15 protein-coding genes and 1 pseudogene are annotated in these 15,020 nt (G+C 62.5%); 13 read left to right on the top strand and 3 right to left on the bottom strand.

The genetic code is table 11. The features are described 5' to 3' along the window. Positions 1-93: 93 nt before the first annotated feature. Genes ACE3TQ_RS25670 through ppk1 form a run of 3 tightly spaced genes read right to left on the bottom strand, consistent with a single transcriptional unit; the run spans position 94 to position 3,249 of the window. On the bottom strand, positions 94-639 hold the full coding sequence (locus ACE3TQ_RS25670) for a type II CAAX prenyl endopeptidase Rce1 family protein (RefSeq protein WP_374586387.1): 546 nt from the start codon (positions 637-639) through the stop codon (positions 94-96). A 45-nt stretch (positions 640-684) separates the two neighbouring features. Next, entirely contained in the window at positions 685-1,152 is a 468-nt protein-coding gene (sixA, locus tag ACE3TQ_RS25665) for a phosphohistidine phosphatase SixA (protein WP_374586385.1), read from the bottom strand. A 21-nt stretch (positions 1,153-1,173) separates the two neighbouring features. After that, entirely contained in the window at positions 1,174-3,249 is a 2,076-nt protein-coding gene (gene ppk1 / locus ACE3TQ_RS25660; RefSeq protein ID WP_374586383.1) for a polyphosphate kinase 1, read from the bottom strand. Positions 3,250-3,415: 166 nt separating this feature from the next. On the opposite strand from ppk1, the gene pstS reads away from it, so the two are divergent. The 13 genes and pseudogenes from pstS to carB all read left to right on the top strand — a co-directional run. Further along, a complete protein-coding gene (gene pstS, locus ACE3TQ_RS25655) occupies positions 3,416-4,459 on the top strand; it encodes a phosphate ABC transporter substrate-binding protein PstS (RefSeq protein WP_374586381.1) in 1,044 nt (347 codons plus the stop codon). 179 nt (positions 4,460-4,638) lie between these two features. After that, the gene (gene pstC, locus ACE3TQ_RS25650) at positions 4,639-5,658 is read left to right on the top strand and encodes a phosphate ABC transporter permease subunit PstC (protein ID WP_374586379.1); all 1,020 of its coding nucleotides are present in this window, start codon (positions 4,639-4,641) and stop codon (positions 5,656-5,658) included. Continuing rightward, a complete protein-coding gene (gene pstA / locus ACE3TQ_RS25645) occupies positions 5,655-6,512 on the top strand; it encodes a phosphate ABC transporter permease PstA (protein ID WP_374586377.1) in 858 nt (285 codons plus the stop codon). Before pstC ends, pstA begins: the two co-directional genes overlap by 4 nt. Positions 6,513-6,524: 12 nt before the next feature. Further along, positions 6,525-7,289 carry a phosphate ABC transporter ATP-binding protein PstB gene (pstB, locus tag ACE3TQ_RS25640; RefSeq protein WP_374586376.1) on the top strand — a complete coding sequence of 255 codons (765 nt, stop codon included), beginning with the start codon at positions 6,525-6,527 and terminating at the stop codon, positions 7,287-7,289. Positions 7,290-7,313: 24 nt separating this feature from the next. Then, positions 7,314-8,018 (top strand): phosphate signaling complex protein PhoU, encoded by a 705-nt coding sequence (phoU, locus tag ACE3TQ_RS25635; RefSeq protein WP_374586374.1) that lies wholly within the window; start codon positions 7,314-7,316, stop codon positions 8,016-8,018. Positions 8,019-8,027: 9 nt separating this feature from the next. Then, entirely contained in the window at positions 8,028-8,720 is a 693-nt protein-coding gene (gene phoB, locus ACE3TQ_RS25630) for a phosphate regulon transcriptional regulator PhoB (RefSeq protein WP_374586372.1), read from the top strand. After that, positions 8,717-10,030, top strand: coding sequence for a phosphate regulon sensor histidine kinase PhoR (gene phoR / locus ACE3TQ_RS25625; RefSeq protein WP_374586370.1), 1,314 nt, complete (start codon positions 8,717-8,719; stop codon positions 10,028-10,030). The genes phoB and phoR overlap by 4 nt, the downstream gene beginning before the upstream one ends. A gap of 158 nt (positions 10,031-10,188) precedes the next feature. After that, positions 10,189-11,181: a patatin-like phospholipase family protein gene (locus ACE3TQ_RS25620; RefSeq protein ID WP_374586368.1), complete on the top strand. Its 993-nt coding sequence runs from the start codon at positions 10,189-10,191 to the stop codon at positions 11,179-11,181. A gap of 21 nt (positions 11,182-11,202) precedes the next feature. Further along, positions 11,203-11,607: a heme-binding protein gene (locus ACE3TQ_RS25615; protein WP_374586366.1), complete on the top strand. Its 405-nt coding sequence runs from the start codon at positions 11,203-11,205 to the stop codon at positions 11,605-11,607. Positions 11,608-11,653: 46 nt separating this feature from the next. After that, positions 11,654-12,340, top strand: coding sequence for a substrate-binding periplasmic protein (locus tag ACE3TQ_RS25610; protein ID WP_374586364.1), 687 nt, complete (start codon positions 11,654-11,656; stop codon positions 12,338-12,340). A gap of 2 nt (positions 12,341-12,342) precedes the next feature. Then, a complete protein-coding gene (locus ACE3TQ_RS25605; protein WP_374586362.1) occupies positions 12,343-12,990 on the top strand; it encodes a substrate-binding periplasmic protein in 648 nt (215 codons plus the stop codon). Between the two features lie 179 nt (positions 12,991-13,169). Next, complete coding sequence (gene carA / locus ACE3TQ_RS25600) at positions 13,170-14,333, top strand: glutamine-hydrolyzing carbamoyl-phosphate synthase small subunit (protein WP_374586360.1); 1,164 nt, start codon at positions 13,170-13,172, stop codon at positions 14,331-14,333. A gap of 2 nt (positions 14,334-14,335) precedes the next feature. After that, positions 14,336-15,020: pseudogene (carB, locus tag ACE3TQ_RS25595) on the top strand (carbamoyl phosphate synthase large subunit); the annotation flags it as partial.

The following is a 15,020-nucleotide window of genomic DNA, read 5'->3' as shown; positions in this document are numbered from 1 at the left end:
TCCCTAGAGTTGATACAATTAAACTCTAGCAGACAGACTTGCAATTACAAGCCCAGCAGCAACAACTATTTTCGCAAGCGTCGCTCCTCCGCATCAGGAGAGTTTTGCCGCCGATAGGATCAGTGTGTTGTTTATGCCGTGTGCCAATGCCACTGCGCCGGTCGCCATTTTCCAGCCATGATCGAGTTTCCACTTGATATAGAAGTGTGCAAATAACAGACCGTACAGGAACGTCACGATCATCTGTATCATGCCGCCACCACCCATCACATGGCCGACCGCGAAAATTGTCGCGGACATGAACAGAGCAATACTTTGGTTCTGTGTAAGCCTTGTCGTGAGGTAAACCGGCATTGCCTGGGCTATTAGCGTTTCATATAGCGGCCCCCAGATCGAGGCAACAAAGTAGACGTAAAAGATGTCTTGTTTGAATATTGCTTCCCCTGCCAATGGCGAATCTGGTGCAGGAAAAAGCGCCTCCATGATGGTAGAAAAGGTTAATCCTACGATGGCGCATGCCGAACCCAGGATGATCGAATAAGGAAGCAGCTTTCTGGCGGATTTGTTCTTGGAATCGGCGAGGACACGCGTATTGATGCTATTGCTATCTTCCTGACGCAAGAGTCGTTCGTTTGTCATCGCAACGTCCCGATTACCTTGGATGGGGAGCTGATGGGGCAGCCATTACTTCGTTACCAGGTCCGGCTGCATCACCGCTTTCAGATAGAAACTGGACGGGTCGTCCGCCTCGCGCTGCACGAACCACCAGGCTGCGCCTTTCTTCATTTCCCAGTCGCCGTCGTCGCCCATCATCAGCAGGGCGGCGGCCTGGCCCAGGGTTGGCTGGTGGCCGACCACCAGCACGGCTTCCTTGGAGGCGGGCCAGTTGGCCGCCTTCAGGATGTCGGAGGGATCGGCGCCGGGCGCGAGGTCGGGGTGGATTTTGTATTTGCGGCCCAGGCCGGCCACCGTCTGCACCGTGCGCGTGGCAGGGCTGACCAGGATGCGGCAGTTTTCCGGCAGGACGGAATCGAGCCACTGGCCCATGCGGCGTGCCTGCTTATGGCCTTTGGCCGTGAGCGCGCGGTCCATATCATCCAGGCCAGGCTGGCCTGGTTCAGCTTCTGCGTGGCGCCACAAGATCAGGTCCATACTTCCTCCCTTGAGCTGGCTTCATTCCGCCGGCACGTCGGCCGGGGTACCAAGCGACTCCATCAGGTGCTGCTGGGCGCTGAAGGGCTTTTGCTTGCCGCGCGGTTTGCGGCGGTGATACACCCCGTGGTCGTCCAGCTCCCATGCGTTGGAGTTATCCTTCAGGTAAGGCGTCAAACCTTCCGCAACGACACGCCGTTTCAGGGCCCGGTCCAGGACCGGGAACGCCACTTCAATGCGGCGCAGCAGGTTGCGGTTCATCCAGTCCGCGCTGGCCAGCATCACGTCGTGGGCCAAATCGTTGCGGAAGTAATAAATGCGGCTATGTTCCAGGAAGCGGCCGATGATGGAGCGCACGCGGATGTTTTCGGACAGGCCGGGCACGCCAGGCTTCAGCATGCAGGCGCCGCGTACGATCAGGTCGATCTTCACGCCATCGCGCGAGGCGGCATACAGGGCGCGGATCACCGGTTCATCGGTTAATGCGTTGATTTTAGCGATAATCCGGCCTGGACGCCCGGCTTTCGCGATCTTTGCCTCGTTTTTGATGGCTTTGATGATCTGGTCCTGCAAGGCGAACGGGGCCAGCCACAGGTGGTGCATGCGCTGCGGCTTGGCCAGGCTGGTCAGGTGCATGAAGACTTCGTTGACGTCGCGTCCCAGCTCGGGCTGGCAGCTCAGCATGCCGAAGTCGGTGTAGAACTTGGTCGTGGTGGGGTGGTAGTTGCCTGTGCCAAGGTGGGCGTAATAGGCTAGGCCGCCTTCTTCTCGGCGGATCACCAGGGCGATCTTGGCGTGGGTCTTCAGGCCCACCACGCCGTACACCACCTGGGCGCCGGCTTGCTCCAATTTGTCGGCCCAGTTGATATTGGCTTCCTCGTCGAAGCGCGCCATCAGTTCCACCACGACGGTCACTTCCTTGCCGCTGCGGGCGGCCGCGATCAACGCCTCCATCAGGTCGGAGTTCATGCCGGTGCGGTAGACGGTCTGCTTGATCGCCACCACGGCCGGGTCGAGTGCGGCGCTGCGGATGAAGTCGATAACCGTCTGGAAGCTCTGGAACGGGTGGTGCAGCAGGATGTCGTGCTTGCGGATGGTGGCGAAGATGTCGTTGTTGACGGTCTTGGCCAGCACGCCGGCGGCAAACGGCGGGAAGCGCAGCTCGGGCCGGCGCGCCTGTTCCACAATTTCGCCCAGGCGCACCATATTGACCGGGCCGTCCACGCGGTACAGGCGGGTCTGGTCCAGGCCGAACTGGTCGAGCAGGAATTGCGACAGTTCCGGCGGGCAGTTCTTGGCCACCTCTATCCGCACCGAGCGGCCGTAGGCGCGGCCTTGCAGCTCGCCTTTCAGGGCCTGGCGCAGGTTTTTCACTTCATCCTCATCCACCCACAGGTCGGAATCGCGCGTGACGCGGAACTGGGAGTAGGCCAGCACGTCGCGTCCGGCAAACAGCTCGGATATATGGGCGTGGATGATGGAGGACAGCAGCACGAACGATACGCCGCCGTCTTTCGACAGGTGGTCCGGCAGGCGGATCACGCGCGGCAGCACGCGCGGGGCCTTGACGATGGCGATGGCGGTGCCGCGGCCGAAGGCGTCCTTGCCGTTCAGGGCGACGATGAAATTGAGGCTCTTGTTTACAACCTGCGGGAACGGGTGGGCCGGGTCCAGGCCGATCGGGGTCAGTAGGGGGCGCACTTCGCGCTCGAAATACTCCTTGACCCAGGCGCGCTGCGCTTCGTTGCGCTGGCTGTGGCGCACGATGTGGATGCCCTGGGCTTTCATTTCCGGCAAGACTGCCGTATTAAATATTTCGTACTGGCGTTTGACCAGTTCATGACATTCGTTGGAGACCCGTTCCAAGGTGGCGGCCAGGGCAGGGTGGTCGTCCAGGTCGCCGTCCAGGCTGGCCGCCGCCAGCAGGCTGGCGACCCTGACTTCAAAGAACTCATCCAGGTTGCTGCTGACAATGCACAGGTAGCGCAGCCGTTCCAGCACGGGAATGTGGGGATCTTCGGCTTGCGCCATCACGCGGCGATTGAACGCCAACTGGGAGAGTTCTCGGTCGAGGAAGGAAACGTGGGACTTCGTCATGCTTGTCATCTTAGCATTATTTTATGGATGTAATTTAGTGTAATTTGGAAATATGACAAGTTTGTGACTACGTCCTAAACTTTATTTCGACGTGTCATAAAGCTGTCATATTGACGTCATAGACTGCGCAGCATTCAAACCCCAACCCCTGACAAGGACCTTTGATATGCGTATGAAACAGTTGTTGACCTCCTTCGTTGTTGGCGCATCCGCGGCAATGGCGTTCTCGACCGCCTTCGCTGCGGACATGACCGGTGCAGGCGCAACTTTCCCTTATCCGATTTACGCCAAGTGGGCTGAAGCCTACAAGGCATCCACCGGCAACGGCCTGAACTACCAATCGGTAGGTTCCGGCGCCGGTATCAAGCAGATCAAAGCCAAGACCGTCGATTTCGGCGCGTCCGACATGCCGCTGAAAGCTGAAGAGCTGGATGCGGACGGCCTGATGCAGTTCCCGGCCATCATGGGCGGCGTGGTCACCGTGGTGAACCTGGACGGTATCGCCCCAGGCCAGCTGAAGCTGACCGGCCCGGTGATCGCCGATATCTACCTGGGCAAGATCACCGAGTGGAACAACCCAGCCATCGCTGCCCTGAACCCGGGCGTGAAGCTGCCAGCCGCTGAAATCACCGTGGTGTACCGCGCTGACGGCTCCGGCACCTCCTTCCTGTTCACCGACTACCTGTCGAAAGTGAACCCGGAGTTCAAGACCAAGGTTGGTGCCGGCACCGCCCTGAAGTGGCCAACCGGCGTGGGTGGCAAGGGTAACGACGGCGTTGCCGCCAACGTGCAGCGTATCAAGGGCGCGATCGGTTATGTGGAGTGGGCTTACGCCAAGAAGAACAAGATCGCGCACACCCAGCTGAAGAACAAGGATGGCAACTTCATCCAGCCGGACGACGACAACTTCAAGGCCGCTGCCGCCAACGCGGAATGGAGCAAGACCCCAGGCTTCGGCGTGGTGCTGACCGACCAGGCTGGCAAGACCTCCTGGCCAATTACCGGCGTGTCTTTCATCCTGATGCACAAGCAGCAGGCTGACGCCAACAAGGGCAAGGAAGTGATCAAGTTCTTCGACTGGGCGTTCAAGAACGGCGACGCTGCTGCCCTGGAACTGGACTATGTGCCGCTGCCTGACACTGTGGTCAAGCAAGTGCAGTCGTCCTGGAAGGCTAACCTGAAGGATGCGTCCGGTAAGGCGCTGTATTAATTGTTCCTTTTACCCCGGGGAACCAGGGTCAGACCCAAGGGTCTGACCCCTCCACCGCAAGCGGCGCTGACGGGGTCTGACCCTTGGGTCAGACCCTGGTTTCCCGGGTTTGAAAAAGGAAGCTGAGCGGGGCGCCTTGAGAGCAGGACGCCCCGGTTAGCTAAACCAAAATACAAATCATGAGTGCAGAAATCACCTCACCAACGCCTATCCAGTTAGCGGAGCCCGCCACCGCGAGTGCTTCCGTCGCTGCCATGCAGTCCGTCGTGCGCCGCCAGCGCATCCAGGACTGGTTCTTCCACAAGATCACCATGGTATTCGCGCTGACCGTACTGTTTGTACTGGTCGGCATTATCATTTCCCTCATCAACGGCGCCATGCCGGCCCTGAGCGAGTTCGGCCCGGGCTTCATCACCACCGTCGAATGGGATCCGGTCAACGACAAGTACGGCGCCGCCATTGCCATCGTCGGCACCCTGGCCAGCGCCGGCATTGCGCTGCTGATCGCCTTCCCGGTGTCCTTCGGCATCGCGCTGTTCCTGACCGAGGTGTGCCCGGTCTGGCTGCGCCGTCCGCTCGGCACCGCCGTCGAGCTGCTGGCCGGCGTGCCGTCGATTATCTACGGCATGTGGGGTATGTTCGTGTTCGCGCCGATGTTCAGCGAATTCGTGCAGCCGCTGCTGAAAACCACCTTCGGTTCCTTGCCCCTGATCGGCGCGCTGTTCAAAGGCCCGACCATGGGCATCGGCATCCTGACCGCCGGCCTGATCCTGGCGGTGATGATCATCCCGTTCATCGCTTCCGTCATGCGCGACGTGTTCGAGATCGTGCCGGCCGTGCTGAAAGAGTCGGCCTACGGCCTTGGTTGCACCCGCTGGGAAGTGGTGCGCAAGATCGTGCTGCCATACACCAAGACTGGCGTCGTGGGCGGCGTCATGCTGGGCCTGGGCCGCGCCCTGGGCGAAACCATGGCGGTGACCTTCGTGATCGGTAACGCCAACAAGCTGCCGACCTCGCTGTTCTCGCCCGGTAACTCGATCGCCTCGACCCTGGCCAACGAGTTTGCCGAAGCTTCGACCAAGCTGCACGTGTCCTCGCTGTTCGCGCTCGGCCTGATCCTGTTTGTTATCACCCTGATCGTCCTGTCCGCCGCCAAGCTGATGTTGATGGGCCTGTCGCGCAAGGAGGGCGTGAAATGATCCAAGTGAAGAACCCTGTCTACCGCCGCCGCCTGCTGGTGCACCGCATCGGCATGGCCCTGTCGGTATCGGCCATGGCACTGGGCGTGTTTGCCCTGCTGTGGATCCTGGCCACGTTGCTGATCAACGGTTTCTCGGCCCTGAGCGCGAACCTGTTCCTGGCCGACACCCCGGCCCCGTCCACCGACGGCGGCGGCCTGCGCAACGCCATCGTCGGCTCGCTGATGATGGTCGGCCTGTCGACCGCGGTGTCGACCCCGATCGGCATCCTGGCCGGCATCTACCTGGCCGAATACGGCGAAGAGAACAAGGTGGCCCAGCTGACCCGCTTCGTCACCGACATCATGCTGTCGGCGCCGTCGATCGTGATCGGCCTGTTCGTGTACGCCATGTACGTGGCCAATGTGAAGCACTTCTCCGGCTTCGCCGGTTCGCTGGCGCTGTCGCTGATCGCCATCCCGGTGGTGGTGCGCACTACCGACAATATGCTCAAGCTGGTGCCGAACTCCCTGCTGGAGGCGGCCTACGCCCTGGGCGCGCCGCGCTGGAAGGTATCGATGATGGTGCGCCTGCGCGCCGTCAAAGCCGGCGTGATCACCGGTGTGCTGCTGGCCGTGGCCCGCGTGTCCGGCGAAACCGCGCCGCTGCTGTTCACCGCGTTGAACAACCAGTTCTTCAGCACCGACATGAACCAGCCGCTGTCCAACCTGCCGGTAGTGATCTACCTGTATGCGATGAGCCCATACGACAACTGGCGCGAACTGGCCTGGGGCGGCGCACTGCTGGTGACCTTCAGCGTCCTGGCACTGAACATCCTGTCGCGCACCGTGTTTGCACAAAAAGCACCAAAATAACGAGTACAGATCATGACCCAAGTTAGCAAAATCATTGAAATCTCCGGCCTGAACTTCTACTACGGTAAGACGCGCAGCCTGCACAACGTCAACCTCGATATTCACGAGAAGAAGGTCACCGCCTTCATCGGCCCGTCCGGCTGCGGCAAATCGACCCTGCTGCGCACCCTGAACCGCATGTACGACCTGTACCCGGGCCAGCGCGCCGAGGGCTCGATCCGCTACCGCGGCCACAACATCCTGGAAGCGGGCCTGGACGTGAACATGCTGCGCGCCAAGGTGGGCATGGTGTTCCAGAAGCCGACCCCGTTCCCGATGTCGATCTACGACAACATCGCCTTCGGCGTGCGCCTGTACGAAGACCTGTCCAAGGGCGAGATGGACGAGCGCGTGGAATGGGCGCTGAAGAAGGCCGCGCTGTGGGGCGAGGTGAAGGACAAGCTGACCAAGAGCGGCCTGTCGCTGTCCGGCGGCCAGCAGCAGCGCCTGTGCATCGCGCGCGGCGTGGCGGTCAAGCCCGACGTGCTGCTGCTGGACGAACCGACTTCCGCGCTGGACCCGATTTCCACCTCCAAGATCGAAGAACTGATCTCCGAGCTGAAAGAGGACTACACCATCGCCATCGTGACCCACAATATGCAGCAGGCCGCGCGCTGCTCCGACTACACCGCCTACATGTACCTGGGCGAGCTGGTGGAATTCGGCGAGACCGACCAGATCTTCATGAATCCTGTGCGCAAAGAGACCCAGGACTACATTACCGGCCGCTTTGGCTAATCAGAAAAAGAGAGAGAACAGATTATGATGGGCGAACACTCTTCCAAGGCCTACGACACCGAACTCGAAGGCATCCGCTCCAAAGTGCTGCTGATGGGCGGCATGGTTGAAACCCAGTTCCTGGACGCGATGACCTGCTTCCGCATCGGCAATATGGAACGCGCCGAGCGCGTGATTGCCGAAGACGCCAACGTCAACCAGCTGGAAGTGCAGCTGGACGACCAGTGCAGCCACCTGATCGTGAAGCGCCAGCCGACCGCCAACGACCTGCGCACCGTGATGGCCACCATCAAGGTGATCACCGACCTGGAACGCATCGGCGACGAAGCGGCCAAGATTGCGCGCATCTCCAAAGCCCTGCATGCGCGCGGCGCGGTGACCCTGAACCACTATGAAATGGTGCGCAATATCGCCACTGCCACCAGCGACCTGCTGCACGACGCGCTGGACGCCTTCGCCCGCAGCGATGAGAAGCAGGCGCTGGAACTGATCGCCCAGGACGCGGTGATCGACCACGAGTACCGCACCATCATGCGCAACCTGATTACCTTCATGATGGAAGATCCGCGTACAATCTCGGCAGCGCTGGACACGATGTGGGTGGCCAAGGCCATCGAGCGCATCGGCGACCACGCGAAGAATATCGCCGAATACGTGATCTACGTGGTGGAAGGCAAGGATATCCGCCACACCAACCGCAGCGCGCCAACCGAGGCAAGCCCTGAGTAATACATAACAATGGCATCCGACAAAACGACTGTACTGATTGTTGAAGACGAACCGGCGATCGTCGAGCTGGTAAGGTTCTCGCTGCGCGAGGCCGGCTGGAACTGCGTGGTGGCCCAGTCCACGCAGGAAGCGTGGGAAACCATGCAGACCCGCACCCCGCAGCTGGTGCTGCTGGACTGGATGCTGCCCGACCAGAGCGGCCTGCGCCTGCTGGCCCGCATCCGCGGCGACCGCCATTTCTCCAATGTGCCGGTGATCATGCTGACCGCCAAGAGCATGGAAGAGGACAAGCTGGCAGGCCTGAACGGCGGTGCAGACGACTACATCACCAAGCCGTTCTCGCCGCGCGAGCTGCTGGCCCGGGCGCGCGCGCTGCTGCGCCGCAAGAGCCCCGAGCTGGCGGAAACCCAGCTCAAGGCCGGTCCGGTCACGCTGGACCCGGTCAGCTGCACCGTCTCCATGCATGACAACAAGATCGACATCGGCCACGCCGAGTACAAGCTGCTCAAATTCTTCATGGCCCACCCGGAGCGCGTGTTCTCGCGCAGCCAGCTGCTGGACAAGGTGTGGGGCGACCATGTGGTGATCGAAGAGCGCACGGTGGACGTGCACGTGCTGCGCCTGCGCAAGGCGCTGAAGGAAGCCGAGCACCTGATCAAGACGGTGCGCAGCGTGGGCTATATGCTCACGGAGAAGTCATGAATCCAAAAGTCGTGTTCTGGGTGCCGGTGGCGCTGCGCCTGGCCTTCCTGCTGGGCGGCGCGGGCCTGGTGTGGTGGTGGTTCGGCATGGCGGCCGGCGTGGTGGCGGCGTTTGCCGGCGTGCTGGCGGCGGTCTTCATCCAGCTCAAATACCTGTACCAGCTGAGCGAATGGCTGGAAAAGCCCGAATCGGGCCGCCTGCCGGACGGCTGGGGCGAATGGACCGATATCTTCGCCCGCCTGTACCGCCTGCGCCGCGATGATGAGAAAAACCAGGCCGAACTGACCGAATGGCTGGCGCGCTTCCGCCAGGCCATGCACCTGCTGCCGGACGGCGTGGTGATCATGGACGACGTGCTGTTCCTCGAATGGTGCAACCCGGCGGCCGAGGAGCACCTGGGCCTGCAGCAGACGCGCGACAAGGGCATGCGCGTGACCAACCTGGTGCGCAGCCCCGATTTCATGGACTACCTGATCCTGGGCCGCTACGACCAGCCGCTGACGCTGAATTTCCGCGGCCGCAAGCTGGTGGTGCATATCATCCCGTTCGAGAACCGGCGCCAGATCCTGGTCACGCACGACATCACCGAAACCCAGCGCGCCGAGATGATGCGGCGCGACTTCATCGCCAACGCCTCGCACGAGCTGCGCACGCCGCTGACCGTGATTGCCGGTTTCCTGGAAATCGCCGCCTCGATGGAGCTCGATGCCGAAACACGCGCCGCCCACCTCAAGCTGATGATGGAGCAGAGCACGCGCATGCAGCACCTGATCGAGGACATGCTGACCCTGTCGCGCCTGGAATCGGTGGACCACCCGATGCGGCCCGAGCACGTGAATATCCGCGCCCTGCTGGAGCAGGTGCTGCACGAAGCGCGCGCCCTGTCGGGCGGCAAGCACGAGATTTCGCTGGAGGTGCAGGGCGGCGACGTGATGGGTAACGTGGACGAGCTGCACAGCGCCTTCGGCAACCTGGCCTCGAACGCCGTGCGCTACACCCCGGCCGGCGGCACTATCCGCCTGCGCTGGGAAGACACCCCGAGCGGCGTGCAGTTCCAGGTGCAGGACACCGGCATCGGCATCAACCCCGAGCACATCTCGCGCCTGACCGAACGTTTCTACCGCGTCGACAAGAGCCGCTCGCGCGAGACCCAGGGCACCGGCCTGGGGCTGGCCATCGTCAAGCACGTGCTGCTGCGCCACAGCGGCAAGCTGCACATCGCCTCCGAAGCGGGGCAGGGCAGCACCTTCACCGTCAGCCTGCCGAAAAGCCTGGCCTCCGCCCCCGCCGAGCCCGCCCAAGCCGCCTGACATCGCAAATGTCCCTGTTGGGGCGGTACGGCGGGCCGGCAGGAAGAAAAGTGGACATTTCTTCAGGAAATGTCCACTTTTCTTCCTGACCCCAACATGGACATTTTGCGTCTTAGGGTACAATCTGCACGCCTAAAAAACAGCAGGTTATCCTTTTCATGCAGCTAAAACGTTTTGCCCTTGCCATCCTGGCCGCCGTGGTGCTGGCCGGGTGCCAGACCACTTCCACGACCGTTACCACCGATTTGCCGCCGCCAGTCAAGGCGACCGATGTGCCGCTGGTGTCGGTCGATCCGCATACGCAGCCGGCGCCGCAGCAGCCGGTGCAGCCGCCGTCTGTCCTGCCGCAGCGTAAGGTCAAGATCGGCCTGGCCCTGGGCGGCGGCGCGGCGCGTGGCTTTGCCCATATCGGGGTGATCAAGGCGCTGGAGGCGCAGGGGATCGTGCCGGACCTGGTGGTGGGTACCAGCGCCGGTTCCGTGGTGGGCGCGCTGTACGCGGCGGGCAACGATGCCAAGGCCTTGCAGAAAATGGCGACCGACCTGGATGAGGCGTCGATCTCCGATTGGGCCCTGCCGCTGTTTACCAAATCCTCGGGCGTGCTGAAAGGCGAGGCGCTGCAGGCCTTCGTCAACAAGGCGGTGCAGCACCGCACCATCGAGAAGCTGAAAATCCCGTTCGGCGCCGTGGCGTCGGACCTGAAGACGGGCCAGCCTATCCTGTTCCAGCGTGGGAATACCGGCATGGCGGTGCGCGCCAGCTCGGCCGTGCCGGGCGTGTTCCAGCCGGTGAAGATCGGCGACCATACCTATGTCGATGGCGGCCTGGTGGCGCCGGTGCCGGTGCGCTTTGCGCGTGAGATGGGGGCCGATTTCATCATCGCGGTGAACATTTCCACCCAGGCCGAGGCGCAGGCGACCAATTCGTCGCTGGAAGTGATCATGCAGACCTTCTCCATCATGGGCCAGCGCATCAACCAGCTGGAGCTGCGCGATGCCGATATCGTGATCCAGCCGCCGCTGGGCAAGATGGCCTCCAACGATTTCAACAACCGCAGCGGCGCCATGCTGGCCGGCGAGCGGGCCACCAATGCCGTCATGGCGCAGATCAAGCAGAAGCTGAAGGCGCGCCGTGAAATGCCGGCGCCATAACCACACGAAGGAAGAGAAAAAATGCTGACCAAGCCAGTGCTGTCCCTGGAAGACGTGAAGAAGATCGCCGCCGCCGCCGAGGCCGAAGCGCTGAAGAACAATTGGGCGGTCTGCATCGCCATCGTGGATGACGGTGGCCACCTGCTGTGGCTGCAGCGCCTGGATGGCGCGGCGCCCCTGTCCTCGCATATCGCCCCGGCCAAGGCGCGCGTGTCGGCCCTGGGCCGCCGCGAATCGAAGATCTATGAAGACATGATCAATGGCGGCCGCCATTCCTTCATCGGCGTGCCGATGGTGGAAGCGCCGCTGGAAGGCGGCGTGAATATCGTGGTCGACGGCCACACGGTTGGCGCGGTGGGCGTGTCTGGCGTCAAATCCAACGAAGATGCACAAATCGCCAAGGCGGGTATTGCTGCATTGTCTTAAGTCTTGCAGTTGAGGCAAGGTATTCATAGAATACAGGCAAGGGGGAATGATGAGACTGCCGGTCGCCTTGCTATTTTGCCTAGTTTGCCAGACGCCGCTGCACGCTGAAGAGCTGCAGCTGTCCGTCATTGCCCAGCATTCGGTCAACGACCGCATCTGGCCGGTGCTGGAAGCGGCGGCGAAGCGCATCAATATCGCGGTGGCGGCGCGCCCCATGTCGGCCGAGCGCGGCGTGGTCGAGGCCAACCTGGGCCAGATCGACGGCGCGGTGGGCCGCTCCACGGGCGTCGAGCAGAAGTTCAGCGACCTGCTGCGCGTGCCGGAACCGGTCTATCACTACGCGCCCACTGCCTATTCCTATATGCGGCCCGACGTGCGCGGCGGCTGGCCGTCGCTGCGTTCGTATTCACTGTGCATCCGGCGCGGCTTGCAGCTGACCGCCGCCCGCACGCGCGACATGGCGCGCCAGCAGCTGGCCGATGAGTCCTCCATGCTGCGCATGCTGAAAGAGGGCGGTTGCGAAGTCGCCATCATGGACCGCAACGAACCCGCCGCGAAGGCGGCCATGGCGGCCGATGCCGGCCTGGCGCAATTGCGCCCGCCGCTGGAGGAAATGCCCCTCTATATCTACCTGCACAAGCGGCACGCCGCGCTGGTGCCGAAGCTGGCGGCGGCGCTGAAGCAGATGCGCGCCGACGGCACGCTGCAGAAACTGTCGGGCGAGGCCGACTAGTCATGCGCCTCCTGCCCGCCTTGCTGTGCGCGCTGCTCGCGCTGCCTGCGCAAGGACGGGACTTGCAGCTCTACCTGATCCCCAACACGCCGGCCCATGTCGAGGCCTGGCAAGTCATCCAGGCCGCCGCCAGGCGTGCCGGCATCGGCGTCGCCATGCAGCCGATGCCGCCGCAGCGCGGCATGGTCATGGCCAACAAGGGCGAACTGGATGGTGCCATCGGCCGCACCATGCTGGCCGCGCGCGACTTCCCCGACCTGGTGCCGGTGCCGGAGCCGGTCTTCCTGTATGCGCCGAGCGCCTATTCGTATAAACAGCTCGACGTGTCCGGCGGCTGGGCGGCGCTGCGCGGCCATACGCTGTGCGTGCGGCGCGGCTATACCCTGATGGAGGAGCGCACCCGCAAGCTGCCGCGCCAGCGCATGGACGACGACGCGTCCCTGCTGCGCATGCTGCGCCACGGCGGCTGCGACGTCGCCGTCATGGACCGGCAAAACCCGGCGGCGCGCGCCGCCATGGCGGCCGACCGCGACCTGCATCTGCTGCAGCCGGCGCTGGAGGAGGTGCCGCTGTACCTGTTCCTGCACAAGCGCCACGCGGCCCTGGTGCCGCGCCTGGCGGAGGCGTTGCGGGGCCTTAAACGAGATTAAGGCGGCCTTGCCGGTGGGCGAACTTTGGGTTATAATTCAAAGGTTTAGCCAATTACCATTCGACCGTAGCGCCTACCTCACACATCCATCATCATCTGACCCGCGAGCCCGGCATTGCGCCCGGTTACCCGTGGGTTGTCTGAGTGGCGTCGCTACGGTAACTTAATCAGGAGTTGCCCTTGCCGCCATTTTTTTCTGGCCCAGCCGTTCCAGCCATCCTGGCACTAGCCGACGGAACAATCTTTAAAGGTATTTCCATTGGCGCTGCCGGTCATACGACGGGCGAAGTCGTTTTCAATACCTCCATGACGGGTTACCAGGAGATCCTGACCGATCCGAGTTATTCCCGCCAGATCGTCACCCTGACTTACCCCCACATCGGCAACTACGGTATCAATACCGAAGACGTCGAAGCCTCCAAAGTTCATGCCGCCGGCCTGATCATCCGTGACCTCCCACTGGTCGCCTCGAATTTCCGCTCCCACCAGTCGCTGTCCGATTACCTGAAGGCCGAGAACATCGTCGCCATCGCCGGTATCGACACCCGCAAGCTGACCCGCATCCTGCGCGAGAAGGGCGCCCAGGCCGGCGCCATCCTGACCGGCACCCAGGGCAATGAGCCATCCGTGGCGCAGGCGCTGGAACTGGCGCGCAGCTTCCCGGGCCTGACCGGCATGGACCTGGCGAAAGTGGTCACCGTGGCCTCCACCTACGAGTGGACCGAGACCGAGTGGGAACTGGGCAAAGGCTATGGCAAGGTAGCTGATCCTAAATTCCACGTGGTCGCCTACGACTTCGGCGTCAAGCGCAACATCCTGCGCATGCTGGCTTCGCGCGGCTGCAAGGTGACCGTGGTGCCGGCGCAGACGGCCGCCGCGGACGTGCTGGCCCTGAACCCGGACGGCGTGTTCCTGTCCAACGGTCCTGGCGACCCTGAACCATGCGATTACGCGATTGCCGCGACCCGTGAGTTCATGGCGAAGAAGATCCCGGTGTTCGGCATCTGCCTGGGCCACCAGATCATGGCACTGGCCTCCGGCGCCAAGACCCTGAAGATGAAATTCGGCCACCACGGCGCCAACCACCCGGTGCAGGACCTGGACAGCAAGAAGGTGATGATCACCTCGCAGAACCACGGTTTCGCCGTGGACGCGGACACGCTGCCGGCCAACTGCCGCGTGACCCACGTGTCGCTGTTCGACGGTTCGCTGCAGGGCTTCGCCCGCACCGACGTGCCGGCCTTCTGCTTCCAGGGCCACCCTGAAGCATCGCCCGGCCCGACCGACGTCGCCTACCTGTTTGACCGCTTCATCACCATGATGGAAGCCGCGGAGAAGAAATAAAAATGCCAAAACGTTCTGACATTAAAAGCATCCTGATTATTGGCGCTGGCCCGATCATCATCGGCCAGGCCTGCGAATTCGACTACTCCGGCGCGCAAGCGTGCAAGGCCCTGCGCGAAGAGGGCTACAAGGTGATCCTGGTGAACTCCAACCCGGCCACCATCATGACCGACCCGGAAATGGCCGACGTGACCTACATCGAGCCGATCACCTGGCAAGTGGTGGAGCGCATCATCGCCAAGGAAAAGCCGGACGCGATCCTGCCGACCATGGGCGGCCAGACCGCGCTGAACTGCGCGCTGGACCTGCACCGCCACGGCGTGCTGGACAAGTACAAGGTCGAGCTGATCGGCGCCACCCCGGAAGCCATCGACAAGGCCGAAGACCGCGCCAAGTTCAAGGAAGCGATGACCAAGATCGGTCTCGGCTCCGCGCGCTCCGGCATCGCCCACTCGATGGACGAAGCCTGGGCCGTGCAGAAGGAAGTCGGCTTCCCGACCATCATCCGCCCATCGTTCACCATGGGCGGCTCCGGCGGCGGCATCGCCTACAACGAAGAAGAATTCGAAGCGATCTGCAAACGCGGCCTGGAAGCTTCGCCAACCAATGAGCTGCTGATTGAAGAATCGCTGCTGGGCTGGAAAGAGTACGAGATGGAAGTGGTGCGCGACAAGGCGGACAACTGCA

Source organism: Pseudoduganella sp., from assembly GCF_041914865.1.
In the GTDB taxonomy this organism is placed as follows: Bacteria; Pseudomonadota; Gammaproteobacteria; order Burkholderiales; family Burkholderiaceae_D; genus Rugamonas.
The sequence above is the reverse complement of the archived record's forward strand: the minus strand, read 5'-3'. Positions and strand labels throughout refer to the sequence as shown.